Annotated in this window: 17 protein-coding genes; 8 read left to right on the top strand and 9 right to left on the bottom strand. The window is 69.3% G+C overall.

The genetic code is table 11. The features are described 5' to 3' along the window. Nucleotides 1–33: 33 nt before the first annotated feature. Nucleotides 34–945 (bottom strand): LysR family transcriptional regulator, encoded by a 912-nt coding sequence (locus tag N5D62_RS07860; RefSeq protein ID WP_279757123.1) that lies wholly within the window; start codon nucleotides 943–945, stop codon nucleotides 34–36. A 132-nt stretch (nucleotides 946–1,077) separates the two neighbouring features. Between N5D62_RS07860 and N5D62_RS07855 the strand changes: the two genes are divergently transcribed. Together N5D62_RS07855 and N5D62_RS07850 are read left to right on the top strand one after the other, a co-directional pair. Then, complete coding sequence (locus N5D62_RS07855) at nucleotides 1,078–1,803, top strand: SDR family NAD(P)-dependent oxidoreductase (RefSeq protein WP_279757121.1); 726 nt, start codon at nucleotides 1,078–1,080, stop codon at nucleotides 1,801–1,803. 49 nt (nucleotides 1,804–1,852) lie between these two features. Next, nucleotides 1,853–2,089 carry a 4-oxalocrotonate tautomerase family protein gene (locus tag N5D62_RS07850; protein WP_279757120.1) on the top strand — a complete coding sequence of 79 codons (237 nt, stop codon included), beginning with the start codon at nucleotides 1,853–1,855 and terminating at the stop codon, nucleotides 2,087–2,089. A 40-nt stretch (nucleotides 2,090–2,129) separates the two neighbouring features. On the opposite strand, the gene N5D62_RS07845 is transcribed toward N5D62_RS07850, so the two are convergent. The 4 genes from N5D62_RS07845 to N5D62_RS07830 form a co-directional block, all read right to left on the bottom strand. Continuing rightward, entirely contained in the window at nucleotides 2,130–2,669 is a 540-nt protein-coding gene (locus tag N5D62_RS07845) for a hypothetical protein (RefSeq protein WP_279757119.1), read from the bottom strand. A 165-nt stretch (nucleotides 2,670–2,834) separates the two neighbouring features. Further along, nucleotides 2,835–3,527: a YitT family protein gene (locus N5D62_RS07840; protein WP_279757118.1), complete on the bottom strand. Its 693-nt coding sequence runs from the start codon at nucleotides 3,525–3,527 to the stop codon at nucleotides 2,835–2,837. A gap of 121 nt (nucleotides 3,528–3,648) precedes the next feature. Further along, nucleotides 3,649–4,677 (bottom strand): amidohydrolase family protein, encoded by a 1,029-nt coding sequence (locus N5D62_RS07835; RefSeq protein WP_279757117.1) that lies wholly within the window; start codon nucleotides 4,675–4,677, stop codon nucleotides 3,649–3,651. Nucleotides 4,678–4,844: 167 nt separating this feature from the next. Then, the gene (locus tag N5D62_RS07830) at nucleotides 4,845–5,753 is read right to left on the bottom strand and encodes a LysR family transcriptional regulator (protein WP_279757115.1); all 909 of its coding nucleotides are present in this window, start codon (nucleotides 5,751–5,753) and stop codon (nucleotides 4,845–4,847) included. A gap of 118 nt (nucleotides 5,754–5,871) precedes the next feature. Between N5D62_RS07830 and N5D62_RS07825 the strand changes: the two genes are divergently transcribed. Beyond that, entirely contained in the window at nucleotides 5,872–6,999 is a 1,128-nt protein-coding gene (locus N5D62_RS07825) for a porin (RefSeq protein ID WP_279757114.1), read from the top strand. A gap of 95 nt (nucleotides 7,000–7,094) precedes the next feature. Here N5D62_RS07825 and N5D62_RS07820 read toward each other — a convergent pair whose 3' ends face one another. Continuing rightward, nucleotides 7,095–7,775 carry a hypothetical protein gene (locus N5D62_RS07820; protein ID WP_279757113.1) on the bottom strand — a complete coding sequence of 227 codons (681 nt, stop codon included), beginning with the start codon at nucleotides 7,773–7,775 and terminating at the stop codon, nucleotides 7,095–7,097. Nucleotides 7,776–7,976: 201 nt separating this feature from the next. On the opposite strand from N5D62_RS07820, the gene N5D62_RS07815 reads away from it, so the two are divergent. From N5D62_RS07815 to N5D62_RS07800, 4 genes are all read left to right on the top strand, one after another. Further along, nucleotides 7,977–9,164, top strand: a complete 1,188-nt coding sequence (locus N5D62_RS07815; RefSeq protein WP_347881809.1) for an NAD(P)/FAD-dependent oxidoreductase — start codon at nucleotides 7,977–7,979, stop codon at nucleotides 9,162–9,164. 406 nt (nucleotides 9,165–9,570) lie between these two features. Then, nucleotides 9,571–10,215, top strand: a complete 645-nt coding sequence (locus tag N5D62_RS07810; protein ID WP_279757112.1) for a hypothetical protein — start codon at nucleotides 9,571–9,573, stop codon at nucleotides 10,213–10,215. Between the two features lie 273 nt (nucleotides 10,216–10,488). Further along, entirely contained in the window at nucleotides 10,489–10,914 is a 426-nt protein-coding gene (locus N5D62_RS07805; RefSeq protein ID WP_279757111.1) for a hypothetical protein, read from the top strand. 142 nt (nucleotides 10,915–11,056) lie between these two features. Beyond that, nucleotides 11,057–12,922 (top strand): DUF885 domain-containing protein, encoded by a 1,866-nt coding sequence (locus N5D62_RS07800; RefSeq protein ID WP_279757110.1) that lies wholly within the window; start codon nucleotides 11,057–11,059, stop codon nucleotides 12,920–12,922. A gap of 21 nt (nucleotides 12,923–12,943) precedes the next feature. On the opposite strand, the gene N5D62_RS07795 is transcribed toward N5D62_RS07800, so the two are convergent. Beyond that, nucleotides 12,944–13,867, bottom strand: a complete 924-nt coding sequence (locus N5D62_RS07795; protein WP_279757109.1) for a LysR family transcriptional regulator — start codon at nucleotides 13,865–13,867, stop codon at nucleotides 12,944–12,946. A gap of 133 nt (nucleotides 13,868–14,000) precedes the next feature. Here N5D62_RS07795 and N5D62_RS07790 point away from each other — a divergent pair, with 133 nt between their 5' ends. Next, on the top strand, nucleotides 14,001–14,402 hold the full coding sequence (locus tag N5D62_RS07790) for a RidA family protein (RefSeq protein WP_279757108.1): 402 nt from the start codon (nucleotides 14,001–14,003) through the stop codon (nucleotides 14,400–14,402). An 18-nt stretch (nucleotides 14,403–14,420) separates the two neighbouring features. Here N5D62_RS07790 and N5D62_RS07785 read toward each other — a convergent pair whose 3' ends face one another. Both N5D62_RS07785 and N5D62_RS07780 read right to left on the bottom strand, forming a co-directional pair. Continuing rightward, a complete protein-coding gene (locus N5D62_RS07785; protein WP_279757107.1) occupies nucleotides 14,421–15,107 on the bottom strand; it encodes a class I SAM-dependent methyltransferase in 687 nt (228 codons plus the stop codon). Then, nucleotides 15,070–15,732, bottom strand: coding sequence for a hypothetical protein (locus tag N5D62_RS07780; protein WP_279757106.1), 663 nt, complete (start codon nucleotides 15,730–15,732; stop codon nucleotides 15,070–15,072). The genes N5D62_RS07785 and N5D62_RS07780 overlap by 38 nt, the downstream gene beginning before the upstream one ends. Nucleotides 15,733–15,901: the final 169 nt, after the last annotated feature.

The raw sequence follows: 15,901 nt of genomic DNA, 5'->3' as shown, positions 1-15,901 counted from the left end.
TCCAGCCGGCCGGGCCGATCGGCCGCGCCGCGTTCAGGCCTCGAAGAGCACCCGTTCCTCCTCGAACACCCGCTGCAGGTGATCCGCCACGGTCCGGATCGGCCGGTCCTTGCGATCCCCGCCGCGGATCAGCAGCCAGACCTCGCGCGGCTCGCGCACCGCGTCGAGCGCGCACACCCGCAGTCCCGGCACCTGCCGCCCGAGGTAATGCGGCAGCAGCACGATGCCCACCCCGGTCCGCGCGGCGATCGCCTGCGACAGGTGGTTGTCGGCCCGGAACGCCACCCGCGCCCGGGGGAAGTGCCGCGCCAGCCAGGTCGCGTCCGGCATGTCGCTGTTCTGCTCGTCGAAGGTGATGAACACCGGCGGCGACCCGCTCTCGACCGCGTCGCACACCGCCGGCGTGCCGTAGAACCCGAACGCCATCGTCCCCAGCGGCTTGGCGATGAAGTCGCCATCGCGCGGCCGCGTCAGCCGCACCGCGATGTCGGCCTGGTGCCGGTCCAGGCTCACCGACCGCAGGTCCGTCGCGAGGTCGATGTCCAGCCCCGGATGCGCCGTCGTCAAGCGCGCCAGCCGGTCGATCAGGAACCCCTGCGCCAGCGCCGGCGACGCATTGATCCGCACCAGCCCGCGCACCGCGCCGTCGTCGTCGCCTTCCCGCGCCAGCGTCTGCGCGGCGGCTTCCATGTCGCTCGCCGCCGCCAGCGCCAGGCGCCCCGCTGGCGTCAGCACGTAGCCGTCGGGCCGGCGATCGACGAGCCGCTCCTCGAGGCTGTCCTCCAGCGCCTGGATGCGTCGCGAGATCGTCGCGTGATTGACCCCCAGCGCCCGCGCCGCGGCGGACAGGCTGCCGTGCCGCCCCAGCGCGAGGAAGACCCGCAGGTCCTCCCAGTCGAGCCGCTCGACCCTCTTGCGGGACCCTGTGCGTTTTTGCTCAGCCATTGAGACAGGATAGCGGCTACCGCCCGGGAGGGCCGGCTCCTACGCTCTCGACAACGCCGAACGATCCTCGATCCCGCCGGCGCCATCGACCACCCCGGATCCTCCGGATCCCCCATGCCCAGGAGCTTCTCCATGTCCATCGCTTCCAGCACCACCGCCCCCAAGGTCGCCATCGTCACCGGCGCGTCGCAAGGCATCGGCGCCGGCCTCGTCGCCGCGTATCGCGCACAGGGCTATGCCGTCGTCGCCAATTCCCGGAACATCCGGCAAGGCGACGACGCCGGCGTGATCGCCGTGCCCGGCCACATCGGCGACCGTCTCGTCGCGCAGCGTGTCGTGCAGACGGCGCTCGACCGCTTCGGCCGCATCGACACGCTGATCAACAACGCCGGCATCTTCATCGCCAAGCCCTTCACCGAGTACACCGCCGAGGACTTCCAGAACGCGCTGTCGGTGAACCTGGCCGGCTTCTTCCACGTCACGCAGCTGGCGCTGCCGCAGATGCTGCTGCAGAAGCACGGCCACATCGTGCAGGTGACGACCACGCTGGTGGACCAGGCGATCTCCGCGGTGCCGACCGGCCTGGCCGGGCTGACCAAGGGCGGCCTGGACGCGGTCACCCGCGCGCTGGCGATCGAGTACGCCAAGACCGGCGTGCGCGTGAACGCGGTGCGGCCGGGCGTCATCAAGACGCCGATGCACGCGCCGGAGACGCACGACTTCCTGTCGGCCTTGCACCCGATGGGCCGCATGGGTGAAATCGACGAGGTCGTCGACGCGGTGCTGTACCTGGAGCGCGCCGGCTTCGTCACCGGCGAGACGCTGAACGTCGACGGCGGCCAGCACGCCGGCCATTGAGCGACGCGCCACGCCATCCCGCCTCTCCCACGCGATCGAAGGAGCCCCCATGCCCTACGTCAACATCAAGGTGACCCGCGAGGGCACCGCCCCCGGCGCCAGCGCCACCACGCCCGAGCAGAAGGCGGCCCTGATCCAGGGCGTCAGCGACCTGCTGTTCGAGGTGATGGGCAAGCCGCACCACATGACCTTCGTCGTCATCGACGAGGTCGAGCTCGAGAACTGGGGCGTGGGCGGCCTGCCGACGCCGGAGTTCCGACGCCGGCAGGCCGGCACGCCGGGCTAGGGAGGCCCTCGAAAGCGTGTCGCCGTGGGGATCGGGGGGGTCAGCCGCCCTTGATCCGCACGGTGAACGTGATCTTGTAGCTGCCGCCGTCGCCGTTGTACGAGAGCGGCGACAGCGGCGTCTCCACCGTCACCGTCGGCACGACGAAGCTGTGCCAGCCGAGGTATTCGTCGTTGGACAGCGAGCTGCTGAGGAAGTTGGCCAGCTTGGGCCCGACCACCGAGCGCAGCTGCGACGCGGTCAGGTTGGCCCAGCCGCTCTGGCCGTAGACGTTCCAGACCGACTGCATCATCAGCTGCAGCACGCCGCCGCTGCCCAGGTCGGGATCCCAGTCCTCCTCGAGCAGGAAGGCGAAGACGAAGGCGCCGCCAGCCTCGGCCTCGTCGACGATCTGGCGCGTGTTGACCGTCTTGCCGGCATGGAAGGCGTTGTCCCAGTCGGGGTCGCGCACGCGGATCAGCTTGCCGCCCGGCACGTTGCGGTGGGCCATGAAGACCACCAGGTAGGGGGCGTCGTCGCCCGATTCGCTGGTGTCGTCGACGCACTTGAGCTGCGTCACCATGAGCTGGCGTGTGGGCATCGCGTGTCTCCCCTGCGAGGTCTCGCATCTCGGCCACCGCCCGTGATCGGGCCGTGAAGAAGCCGTGAGCCAGACTAGGCAGGGCCCGGGAAGCGGCCCATCCCTAGGTCGCCTCCCCACCCCTAGGTTGGCAGGGGCCCGCCGCGCGGGCCGCGCGACGCGGGCTCAGAGCACCGCGTAGCGGCCCGGCTTGTGATTGACCGCGATGAAGAGATTCATCACCACGGCCGCGAGCACCGAGTACGCGACCCGCTCCGGCTCCACCACCGTCAGCGCCAGCAGCACGATCGCGCAGTCCATGCCCATCTGCACCTTGCCGGCGCGCCAGCCCTTGGCCTTCTGCAGGTACAGCGACACGATGGTCGCGCCGCCCAGGCTGGCGCGGTGCCGCGCCAGGAACAGGCAGCCCGAGCCCAGCAGTGCGCCGCCGAGGATCGCCGCGTAGGCCGGGTGGATGCGGTCGATGGCGAACAGCTTGGGCGAGAACTCGGTCATCACCGACAGCAGCGCGATCGAGAGGAAGGTCTTGATCGTGAACTCGCGGCCCATGCGGGTCCACGCGAACCAGTAGAACGGCAGGTTGATCAGGAAGAACAGCTTGCCCAGGCTGATGCCGGTCGCGTAATGCAGCACGAAGGCGGCGCCGGCCGTGCCGCCGGTCAGCAGCCCGACCTGCGCGAACAGGATCAGCGCCAGCGACACGAACAGCGTCCCGGTGAAGATCGCCTGCGCGTCCTCGAAGGCGGTGTGCGAGCGGATCGCCAGGTCGGCCAGGGGTTCGGCCGACGCGGCCGGGTCGGAGGCCTCGGGCGACGCGGCGGTCGCGGAGGACGGCGGGGAGGAGTGGGGTTCGCTCATGGCGTAGACAAAGCAGGTTGCGTGCCCGCGAAGGGCGCGCATTGTCCCGCAATCGCCGGCAACGGCGAAGTCCCTTCCGGGGCTGCCCCGCCGGGCCGGGCCGGGCCAGGCCGAGCCGCGCTCAGCGCCCCTGGGCCTTGAGCCGCGCGTCCAGGCGCGGGAACACGCGCCGCGCGTTGCCCTCGTAGACCTGGTGCCGTTCCTCGGCGCTGAGGTGCGGCGTGGCCTCGATGTAGCGCTTGGTGTCGTCGTAGGAGTGCCCGGTCTCGGGGTCGATGCCGCGCACCGCGCCGATCATCTCGGACGCGAACAGCACGTTCTTCACCGGGATCACCTTCGTCAGCAGGTCGATGCCGGGCTGGTGATAGACGCAGGTGTCGAAGAACACGTTGTCGAGCAGGTGCTCGTCCAGCAGCGGCTTCTTGAGCTCCTGCGCCAGGCCGCGGAAGCGGCCCCAGTGGTACGGCACCGCGCCGCCGCCGTGCGGGATCAGGAACTTCAACGTCGGGAAGTCCTTGAACAGGTCGCCGGTCAGGCACTGCATGAAGGCGGTGGTGTCGGCATTCAGGTAATGCGCGCCGGTCGTGTGGAAGCAGGCGTTGCAGCTGGTGCTGACGTGGATCATCGCGGGGATGTCCAGCTCGACCATCTTCTCGTAGAGCGGGTACCAGTGCCGGTCGGTCAGCGGCGGGCTGGTCCAGTGGCCGCCGGACGGATCGGGATTCAGGTTGATGCCGACGAAGCCGTAGTCCTTCACGCACTTCTCCAGCTCCGGGATGCAACTGGCGGGATCGACGCCGGGGCTCTGCGGCAGCATCGCCGCGCCGGCGAAGTGGTCCGGGAACATCTCGGCCACGCGCGCGCAGAGCTCGTTGCAGATCGCCGCCCAGGTCGACGAGGTCTGGAAGTCGCCGATGTGGTGCGCCATGAAGCTCGCGCGCGGGCTGAAGATCGTCAGGTCGGAGCCGCGCTCCTTCATCTTCTTGAGCTGGTTGGTCTCGATGGACTCGCGCAGCTCGTCGTCGGAGATGCGCAGCGCGCTGGCCGATGGCGCCTGGGAGGGGTCCTTCAGGCCGGCGACCTGCAGGTCGCGCCAGGCGCCCAGCGCCGCCGGGGCCGTCGTGTAGTGTCCGTGGACGTCGATGATCATGAGCCCTCTCGCTGTCTCAAGCCGGTGGGGAACGATCGCGCCACGGCGGCGCCCTGCCGCGATCGACTGCGGCGGATTGTGGACAGCCCGGCTCCGGCGTCCTAGTTATGGCCCGAACTAGCTGCTATGCGAATCGGGCATGGCGGGACAGTGCCGGGATGAGGGTCTCACTGAGCCCGCCCCTGCGTGAGCGAGTACGCCGCCCGATGCAGGTGGGCCATGAAGTGCCGCACCGCGGGCTTCACCGCCGCGTCGTTGCGCGCCATGGCGCTGAGCGTCAGGCGCAGCGGCGCCTCCTTCACCGGGACGACGTGCAGGTACTGGCTCGCGAACGGATGTGCGGCGATCTGGCGCGGCAGCAGGCCGACGCAGTTGCCGCTGGCGATCACCGACAGCAGGCCCAGCGTCGAGTTGACGACCGCGCCCGCCGGCGGCGGCGCCAGGCCGTGCTGCTCGAACAGCGTGCGCGGCAGCCCGGTGGCCTCGGTGGCGCCGGTGTAGACCCAGCGCGCCTCGCCCAGCTCGGCCAGGTGCCGCGACCGCCCCAGCGGATTGCCCTTGCGCACGACCACCACCATGTCGATCGGCATCAGCGACTCGACGGTGCATTCGCCGCGCGGCAGGTGCTCGGGCAGCGGGCCCAGCGCGATGTCGACCTCGCCCTTGCGCACCCGCGTCAGCTGCGCGATGTAGAGCTCCTCGACGATGCGCAGCTGGATCTGGGGGAACTCGGCGCCGAAGGTGCGCAGCGCCTCGGGCACCAGCAGCATCACCGCCAGCGGCACCGCGCCGATCGTCAACGAGCCCGTCATGCGGCCGCTGAGCTGGTGGATCTGCTCCCGGGCATGGGCGAGCTCGCGGTCCGCGGCCAGCGCGCGCTCGTACAGCACCATGCCCTGCGCGGTCGCCAGCACGCCGGTGGTCGAGCGCAGCAGCAGCGTGGTCGCGAGCTCGCGTTCGAGCTCGCGGATCATCTTCGTCAGCGCCGGCTGGGACACGCCGACGCGGCGCGCGGCCGATCGCAGGCTGCCTTCCTCCACCGCGGCGACCAGCGCCCGCAAGTTGGTGAGCTTCATGCGGCCGGATGATAGCCAGCGATAACGAGCGGTTATCGCCTCCCCGTTCGCGCCATCTATTCGTGGCGCGGTGCGCTCCCTAGAGTCGCGCCGGTTTTCGCAACGAGGAGACAACGCGATGACGACAAGAACGATCGCCAAGGCGACGACGGTGATGGCGGCGGCCGGCGCGCTCTGCGCGGCGGCGCAGGCGCAGACGGCGACCAACGTGCAGATCTACGGTTTGCTGGACGTGCCGGTCGAGTACCTCAACCACGTGGGCGCGTCGGGGGCGAGCCTGACGCGGATGCCGGGGCTGAGCGGCGGCTTCGCGCCGTCGCGGCTTGGGTTCCGCGGCACGGAGGATCTCGGCGACGGGCTGAAGGCGGTGTTCACGCTCGAGATGGGCCTGGGCGCCGACAGCGGCACGCTGAACCAGGGCGGCCGCGCCTGGGGCCGGCAGGCCTATGTCGGGCTGCAGGGCGGCTGGGGAACGATCAGCCTCGGGCGGCAGTACTCGATGCTGTTCTGGTCGCAGACCGATGCCGACATCCTCGGCCCGGCGATGTTCGGCTCGGGCTCGCTGGACAGTTACCTGCCCAACGCGCGCGTGGACAACGCGATCGCGTACCGCGGCCAGTTCAGCGGCTTCACCGTCGGCGCCACCTGGAGCCCCGGCCGCGACGCGGTCAACGCGGGGCCGAGTCCCTCCGGCACCAACTGCGCCGGCGAGAACGCGGCGGACAAGAAGGCCTGCCGGCAGTGGTCGGCGATGGTCAAGTACGACACGCCGGTATGGGGCCTGGCGGCCGCGATCGACGAGATCCGCGGCGGCGCGGGCGCCTTCGCCGGGCTGACGAGCAGCGCGATGACGGACCGGCGCGGGACGGTGGCCGGGTGGTTCAAGACCGGCGACTGGAAGCTGGCGGCCGGCGTGATCGCGCGCCGCAACGAGGGCAGCGCGACGACACCCAAGAGCCGGCTCTGGTACGCCGGCGCCACCTGGTCGCTGCTGCCGAACTGGGCGATCGACGGCCAGGTGTTCAAGCTGGACTACCAGCACAGCGCCAACGAGGCCACCTTGTGGGCGGTGCGCGGGACCTACTTCCTGTCCAAGCGCACGTCGGTCTACGCGACGGCCGGCCGCATCGACAACGACGGCACGCTCGCGCTGGGCGTCAGCAACGCGGCCGCGGCGGCGGGCAGCACGCCGGTGGCGGGCGGCTCGCAGACGGGGCTGGGTGCCGGGATCCGGCACAGCTTCTGAGCCGCGCGGGCCGCGGGCGGGCCGCCGAGCGCCGGCGCGCGAGGGGGCGTGAGGGCGGGCGAGGACGGGCGAGGACGGACGGGACGCCGCGGGCCTCAGCGCCTGGCCTTGCCCGCCGGCGCGGTGTCGCCCAGTTCCTTGTGCAGCCAGGCGATCCGCTGCTTGATCTCGTCGACCATGCAGCCCCCGGCCCAGGCGGACTGCCAGGCGCTCGTGCCGCCTTCCTGCGCGCCGTGCAGCTCGCAGCGAGCCTGCATGTGCTCGTACCAGGTGCGGTGCACCTTCAGGCCGACCTCGCGGGTGTAATCGGGCGAGGTGGTGTTCTCGATGTCCATCGCGGCATGGCGCTGCACCAGCGGCGCCAGTTCGCGCTTGAGCACCGCCACGCGCATGTACTGGCACTTCCCGGCGCCGATGCCCGAGCCCAGCGAGCGCGACGCGATCCTCTCGTCGCAGAAAAGCTGGGACAGGCGCAGCTCGTACTGCTGCGTCAGGCAGTCCGCCGTCGTGCACGCGTTGCGCCTGGCGAGCCAGCTGCGCTGCGCGATCCGCACCGGGTCGTTGGCGGGCACGTCGTCCTCGACCGGGTAGATGTCGCCGAGGTCGTCGTCCATCTCGGACAACGCGCGGTCCTCGCAGATCAGGCGCTCGACCTTCGTCGATGCCTTCTTGCAATCGAAGCTCGCGGCGTTCGCCAGCAGCGGCGCGCCGAGCGCCAGCGCGGCGCCGATCGACAGCGCCAGGCGGCGAAGCGCCGTCCTTCCCTCAAGCCTCATGGGCGATCTCCCTCGTCTTGCCGGCGCTTCCGGGACCGGCGAAGGCCGCTCCTTGCCCGGATCGGCGCGCAGGGTAAGCGACCTCCCGTCAAGAACCCGTTAGCGCGGGGGCCGGAGGCCGCCGGACCTCGTGCGGTAAAGTCCCGCGCCCGCCGTGTCGGCCGGGCATGCAGTCGAGGCCAGGCCGGAAGGGAAGCAGTTGTGCAGGAAGTGCGGGACACCGATGTCGTGATCGTGGGCGCGGGCGCCGCGGGGCTGATGTGCGCCTTCATGGCCGCGCAGCGCGGCCGCCGGGTGCTGCTCGTCGACCACGCCAACAAGGCCGGCAAGAAGATCCTGATGTCCGGCGGCGGCAACTGCAACTTCACCAACCTCTACACCGAGCCGGCCAACTTCCTCTCGCAGAACCCGCATTTCTGCAAGTCGGCCCTCGCGCGCTACACCCAGTGGGACTTCATCGCGCTGGTCAACAAGCACGACATCCCGCACCACGAGAAGAAGCTGGGCCAGCTGTTCTGCGACAACAAGTCCATCGACATCCTGCGCATGCTGCTGGCCGAGTGCGCCGAGGTCGGCGTGACGCCGATGCTCGAGACCTCGGTCGAGACGATCGAGAAGACCGAGGCGGGTTACCTGCTCGCGACCTCGGCGGGACCGATGCGCTGCCAGTCGCTGGTGATCGCCACCGGTGGGCTGTCGATCCCGACGATGGGCGCGACCGGCTTTGGCTACCAGGTGGCCAGGCAGTTCGGCCACAACCTCCTGCCCACGCGTGCCGGCCTGGTGCCGTTCACGATCACGGACCAGCTGAAGGACCTGTGCAACGAGCTCAGCGGCACCTCGGTCGACTGCCTGGTCAGCTGCAACGGCAAGAGCTTCCGGGAGAACATCCTGTTCACCCACCGCGGCCTGAGCGGGCCGGCGATCCTGCAGATCTCGTCGTACTGGCTGCCGGGGCAGGCGGTGGCGATCAACCTGCTGCCCGACCTGGACGTGCCGGCGTGGCTGGCGCAGCAGCGCAACGACCGGCCGAACGCCGAGTTGAAGACGCTGCTGGCCGAGCGCTTCACGAAGAAGATGGCGACGCTGATCGGCGAGCAGTGGTTCGTGTCCAAGCCGACGAAGCAGTACACGCACGCGGAGCTGGAGCAGATCGCGGAGCGGTTGAGCGCCTGGCAGGTGGTGCCCGCGGGCACCGAGGGCTACCGCACGGCGGAGGTCACGCTGGGCGGGGTCGACACCAAGGAGGTGTCGTCCAAGACGATGGAATCGCTGAAGTCGCCGGGGCTGTACTTCATCGGCGAGGTGCTGGACGTGAGCGGCCACCTGGGGGGATTCAACTTCCAGTGGGCGTGGGCGTCGGCGCACGCGGCGGCGCAGTTCGTCTGAAAGACAGACGGCCCCCGAAGGGGCCGCCGCATTGCGGGGATTCTCTATCGCGTCGACCGCGAACGCCCATTCCAGCTGGGACCCGATTGCTCGGGCGGCACTACCTTTTTCACCCCACCACGGGTAGATCTTGAGGCGCGCAGTCTAGTGATTCCAGGCCGCTCCGCAAGATTCCGGTCGACAACCCACGTCGCCCGCTGAACGGTGCGGCCTCCTGCGACAACAACGCGTCGATCGAACGCAAGCCCCAGTCAGGGTCTCCGGAAAATTGACTCGTTGAGGGTGGTCGGCTGGCGACAGCGCAACCAGGTTTTGCTTGACCCCCGACACCTTTGATCGAGCGCAACGCTCGAGATGAACTTCATCGGAAACATGACCGCCCTCTTGATTTCGAGGGCTTCCCGTCATGAGCAATTCCGTGCTGGAGGATGAGCCACGGCCATCCTCCGAGTCCCCAGTTCTCACCGAAGTTTCGATCGCCGATCACATTGAACTGGTGCGCCCCCATCATCGATTCAGGGGGGTCTCTCATGGCGGCGACCCATGGGATCTGTCGCATCTCGACCCATTTGCCTTCCGCGTCGATCCAGGGTTGGGCTTCGAAGTGACCGTTGTCGTCCTGTTCTCTTCTCACTGCTTCACCAAATCGCTTGCGCGCGATGGTCGTCCTCGCCGTCTGATCCCACTTGCGGAGCTCTTTGACGATGGCCGTGAAGTACGAGTGCTATGCGAACGCCGGTACGAGCATTCACGCCGCCATCTGCCAGTGCTCGTGCGTGACCTGCATCGTCGAACCATTCAGTTTGCACGGGACAACCCGCCGAACTTCGTCACATCGACTTCCGTCGACGGCCAGAATCCCTCCGGCCACCAGTACGTCGTCTTCTTCGAGATCTCGCGCGACAACAAGCGGAAAGGTCGTCTGCTCCTGCAGGTCCAGTCCGCCTATGCCGTGGAGCTATCCGAACAACAGCGATTCCGACTTCGTCGCCGAATCGCATTCCTCAACTTGTTGAAAGCCACCTCGCTGCGGCGGAAGGTGTCCGGATAGAAGCCGCAGAGCTGAAAAGACAGACGGCCCCCGAAGGGGCCGCCGCATGCGGGGGTCTCTATCGCGTTGACCGCGAACTACCAGTCCAGCTGGAACCCGATTGCTCGGGTGGCTCTACCCATCACACTCCGCCCAGGTAGATCTTGAGGCGCGAAGTCTAGTGAGATGCCTGCGGCGTTGCAAGACTTCCATCCGACAACCTCGCGCACGCTACCTCTGCTTGTCACACGCCTTCGCGAAGATCTCCGCCTGTTCCGCCGACCGAGGTTCGCCATGCGATCGATCGCCCTGTTGCTGCTGTCGTTCTCCGCCCCATTCACCGCGCAGGCGGCGAATGAGCCAACGTCCACCGCGGCGGTCTCGATCAAGGCCTCCGCCTGCCAGGAAACCGATCGCATGATGGATTGGCGCGAGATCACCTGCGCTCTCCCCGCCGACGCCAAGCTCGACCGCTTCAGCTTCCGCGCGATGTTCACCGGCGGCCATGACGACACGTCCGCCAGCATCGTCCCCGAGCTCGACGGCCAGCCGTTCGCCTGCGGCCCGGGCAGCAAGCTCAGCCTGTTCGGCGAGGACGGCAACGTCAGCGTCCATTGCCAGTTCACCCGCGCGTCCGTGCCCGCGACCGGCGCCCGGCTGAAGGTGCTCATCAAGTGGAGCCACGCCGAGTTCGCCGACTACGACTTCGCCGCCGAATGACCGCGGCGCGCCGGGACCGGCGCGCCCGCGGACCCTCCCTGCCCGTCCGGCCTGTCGCCGCCCCTCCCCTCCCGCGGGAGTGACGAATGGCGGGTACGCTCGCTCCCGTTTCAATCGACGCTTCGTCGATCAGGGAGATCACATGACCAAGTCGATCCGCACCGCGCTGCTCGCGGCCGGTCTGGGCGGGCTGCTGGCTGCCATGCCCGCGATGGCCCTCACGCCGGTGGCCGCGGCCGCCGCCACGACCGCCGCGGCCAAGTCCGCCTCCACCGACTTCACCGCCGCCGGCTTCGACGCCTGGGCCGAACGCGTCGCCGCCGAGCGCATGCGCGCCGATCCCGAGCACGCCACCCGCATGCAGTACTTCCAGGGCGCCGAGCAGGCCCGCATCGACGGCCAGTGGGGCGCCCACACCCGCCAGTCCGCCCTCGCCGACATCGCCCGCGACCGGCAGGCGCTGGCCGAGCTCGACCGCTTCAAGCGCGAGGAGCTCTCGCCCACGCAGCGCACCTCCGCCGCGCTGATGGCCTGGACGATGCGGCAACGCGTCGCCGATGCCGCCTTCCTCGACCACCACTACGTGTTCGAGCACATGTCCGGCGTGCACGTGGAGCCGATCACCTTCCTGGTCCAGGAACACCCGCTGCGCAATCCGCGCGACGTGCAGAGCTACCTCCAGCGCATGGCCGGCCTGGCCGCGCTGATGGACCAGGGCATCGCGCGCGCCCGCGAGGCCCAGGCCAAGGGCATCCTGATGCCGCGCTTCATCACCGCGACGACGATCGGCCAGTTCGAGCAGTTCGTCGCCGCGCCGCCGGCGGCCAATCCCCTCGTCGTCGGGCTCACCGCGGGCATGGCCCGCATCGACGCGATGACGCCGGCCGCGCGCAAGCGCGCCCGGGCGCAGGCCGAGGCGATCGTCAAGACATCGGTGATCCCCGCCTGGAAACGCGGCCTCGCGCTGGTGCGCGCGCAGCTGCCGCTGACCACCGACGACGCCGGCGTCTGGCGACTGCCCGACGGCGACAAGTACTACGCCGCACGCCTGCGCGAGAACACCACCACCGAGCTCACGCCGGCCGAGATCCACGCGATCGGGCTGCAGCAGGTCGCGCGCATCGAGTCCGAGATGGACGGCCTGCTGCGCCAGCTGGGCTACACCGAAGGCACGATCGAGCAGCGCTACCGCAAGATGGACGCGGACCGCCAGCCCAAGGACGCCGCGCCGCAGGTGAACCTGCTGGACCGCTACACCGGCTTCCTGCGCGACGCCGAATCGCGCGCGCGGCTGCTCTTCGACGTGATGCCCAAGGCGCCGGTCGAGGTCCGCCGCGAACCGGCGCTGACCGAGCCCACCGCCTCGGCGCACTACACGACACCCGCGCCGGACGGCTCGCAGCCGGGCGTGTTCTGGGCGCCGCTGCCGGGCCCCACCTACGACATCGCGGACATGCGCACGCTGGTCCACCACGAGGCGGTGCCGGGCCATCACTTCCAGCTCGCCATCCAGATGGAGGCCAAGGACCTGCCCTACTTCCGCCGCCGCGCCGCGTTCCTCGCGGGTTCGGCCTATGTCGAGGGCTGGGCGCTGTACGCGGAGCAACTGGCCGTCGAGGACGGCTGGTACGACGGCGATCCGGTGGGCCACCTCGGCCAGCTGTACGGCGCGCTGTTCCGGGCGCGTCGACTGGTCGTCGACACCGGCCTGCACGCGATGAAGTGGACCCGCCAGCAGGCGATCGACTACGGCATCACCCCGCAGGAGGTCGACCGCTACGTCACCTGGCCGGGCCAGGCCTGTGCCTACATGCTGGGCCGGCTGCGCATCGAGGCGCTGCGCGAGAAGGCGCGCCAGCAGCTCGGCGACCGCTTCGACATCAAGCAGTTCCACAACACCGTGCTGCTGACCGGGGACGTGCCGCTGACGGTGCTGGAACAGGTCGTCGACGAATGGGTGGACAGCCGGCGCGGCGCCGGAGCGGGCGCGGCCGTTTCCGCGCCCTGAGCGCGCCTTCTGCGCTCCGGGTCAGGAGCCCGTGCCGATCACGGGCGCGTGCCGGGCCATCAACTCATCGATCCACTCGATGAAGACGCGCAGCTTGGCGCTGACGTTGCGATTGGGCGGATACGCCAGGTACATCGGCATCGGCGCCAGCCGCCACTCCTCGAGCAAGGGCACCAGCTCGCCGCGAGTGGCGTGCGCCTCCGCCATGTAGCGGGGCAGCCAGAGTACGCCCAGCCCGGCGAGACCCGCCGCCAGGTAGGCATTGCCGTCGTCGGCCGCGACGACGTACCGGCCCCGCACCTCGATCGATTCCTCGCCGCGATGCATCTCGACCGGCGCCACCTGGCCGGTGCTCGAGCGCAGGAACCCGACGATGCGATGTCGTGGCTCCTCGATCTCGCGCGGATGTGCCGGCGCGCCCGCGGCGGCCAGGTAGGCCGGCGCGGCATAAACGCCCAACGCCAGATCGCCGATGCGGCGCGCGATCAGCGACGGCACCGTCACCTCGCCGCCGCGCAGCACTGCATCGACGTTGTCACCGATCACGTCGACGATCCGGTCGCTGACGCCCATGTCGAGCTGGATCTCCGGATGACGCGCATGGAACTCCGGCAAGGCCGGCATCAGGATCAGGCGCGCGAACGGGCTCGGGACGTCGATGCGCAGCCGGCCGCGCGGCGAGGCCGTGGCGCTGGACAGCGCGGTGTCGGCGTCGTCGAGCTCGGCCAGCACCCGCACGACGCGCTCGTAGTACGCGGCGCCGTCCGGCGTCACCCGTACCTGGCGCGTGGTCCGATGCAGCAGCTTCACGCGCAACCGCGCCTCGAGCTGCTGCACCAGCTGCGTCACCGTGGTCTTGCTCAGGTGCAGCGTCTGCGCCGCCTTGGTGAAGCTGCCCGCCTCCACCACGCGGGCGAAGGCCTGCAGCGCATCGAATCGGTCCATGCCGGAAGCCCCTCGGGATTGTTTGGAATCTCCAAACAGTCATTGTGCGACCTGCCTGTTTATCGACCCGCCCCGGCTTCCTAAAGTCCCCGCATCGCTTTCCGATCCACCTGACTTTCAAGGAACTCCCCGCATGTCCGCACGCGATGTCGTCTTCCCTCCCGGCCGCCAGGCGCTGTACGAGCGCAACCGCTACTCGCCGGCGATCCGCTCCAACGGCTTCCTCTTCGTCTCGGGCCAGGTGGGCAGCCGGCCCGACGGCTCGCCCGAACCCGAGCTCGAGGCGCAGGTCCGGCTCGCGTTCCAGAACCTGAACGCGATCCTGGCGGCGGCTGGTTGCAGCTTCGACGACGTGGTCGACGTGACGGTGTTCCTGGTGAACCCCGACAAGACCTTCGAGCGCGCGTGGCCGATCGTCGGCGAGTTCTGGGGCGAGGCGCCGCATCCGACGCTGACCGGCATCGGCGTGACCTGGCTCTATGGCTTCGACTTCGAGATCAAGGTGATCGCGAAGCTGCCGGAGAGGCAGGCCTGAGGGCCTGGCGCCGCGGCCTCAGGCGTAGGCGACCCAGCCCCGGAACGAGAACCCCATGAAGAACTGGCTCACACCGCTGAAGCCGGCCTCCCGCAGCAGGGCTTCGTCCTCGTCGGGCGTGAGGATGGTCAGTTCGCGCTCGACCTTCTGGCGCGTCATCGCGGCGCTTTCCGGCGGCGTGCCCGACGCGACGAGGAAGGCCTGGTAGCGCGACATCCAGCGATCGCGACCGCCCTCGCGGTCGTCTACGCTGAGGTGCATCGCGACGAAGGGCGCGCCGGGCTTGAGCCGGCGATGGATCTCCGCGTTCATCGCGCGGCGCTCGGCGACGGACACGAAGTGGTAGGTCAGCAGACAGGTGGCGGCGTCGAACGGGCCTTCGGGCACCGATTGCACGTAGCCCTCGTGCAACCGGACCCGGTCGCCGAGCGGTCCGAGCCGGCGGGCGGCGAGGTCCAGCATCGCGGCGCTCGGATCGACGCCGTCGAACTCCCAACCGGGCTCGGCCTTGGCGAAGGCCTCGAGCTCCAATCCACCACCCGCGCCGACGACCAGCACCCGCGCCTGCGCGCCGACGCGCTCGGCCAGCAGGATGCGCGTCATCGGCAGGATGCCGTGATAGCCGGGGACCGCGCGCGGCGGACCCTCGGCGTAGCGGGCGACGGCGTCAGCGTCGGAGAAGACGGTGGAGGGGGCGGAGGACATGGGGCGGGATGATGGCATGCAGGCGTGCCCGCTGCTCGTCGACGAGTTGCCTCCATGTCTTCAGAAGCACGACCGTCGAGCCTTGTCGAACGATGCAGTCACCGTGCTCCCGCATCCGAAAGGCGGCATGCGTTCCAAGCGTTCCGGCAATGGCTAGAAACGTCCACCGTGAACGCGCGCCAGCGCCTCGGTCATCCATGGCGATAGATGCCGCCAGCCCTTCGATGGCAGAGATCGCGCGGCCGTCCAGTTCCGCGGTGGCGCTTCCGGCCAAGACCACCAAGTGCGATCCGGACGTCGACTCCGACTCGTTCAGCGACCACATCATGGGCTGATCCGTGAGGGCATCGGTCGACCACTCCTGCATATGAAGACTCGCGACGAGGGTGGGCTTGGGCGCCCTCATTGCCAACAGGAACTCGTCGCCAAAGAGCCAAGGATTCGGACCCAGCAGACGGTCCACCCACGTGGCGCGCGATGACTCCTGGGACGGGGAATCAACGAGCAATGCTTGCTCGAGTTCGGTCAGGATCTGCAGGCGCTCGATGACGAGCGCTGCCCTCCAGGAACTCGCTGGTTGGAGAAGCTGCGACTTGAATTCAACCGGGTACTGCTGCGTTGCCAAGTCATCACCTCGACAGGAATTGGGGCCGAGGAAAAGTCTATGGCCGGCCAGACCTGTCCGATTTCAACCGTCCCAGGGAATGGTTGCGCCGTCGCCACGGCGCTCGCGTGGATGGGGCCGACCACGAGTTCCTACTCCCCTCCAAGGGGTGGCGACGTCGACGCCGCGG

This window comes from Mitsuaria sp. GD03876 (genome assembly GCF_029840635.1).
GTDB lineage: Bacteria > Pseudomonadota > Gammaproteobacteria > Burkholderiales > Burkholderiaceae_C > Roseateles.
This window is presented reverse-complemented; position numbering and strand designations above follow the sequence as displayed.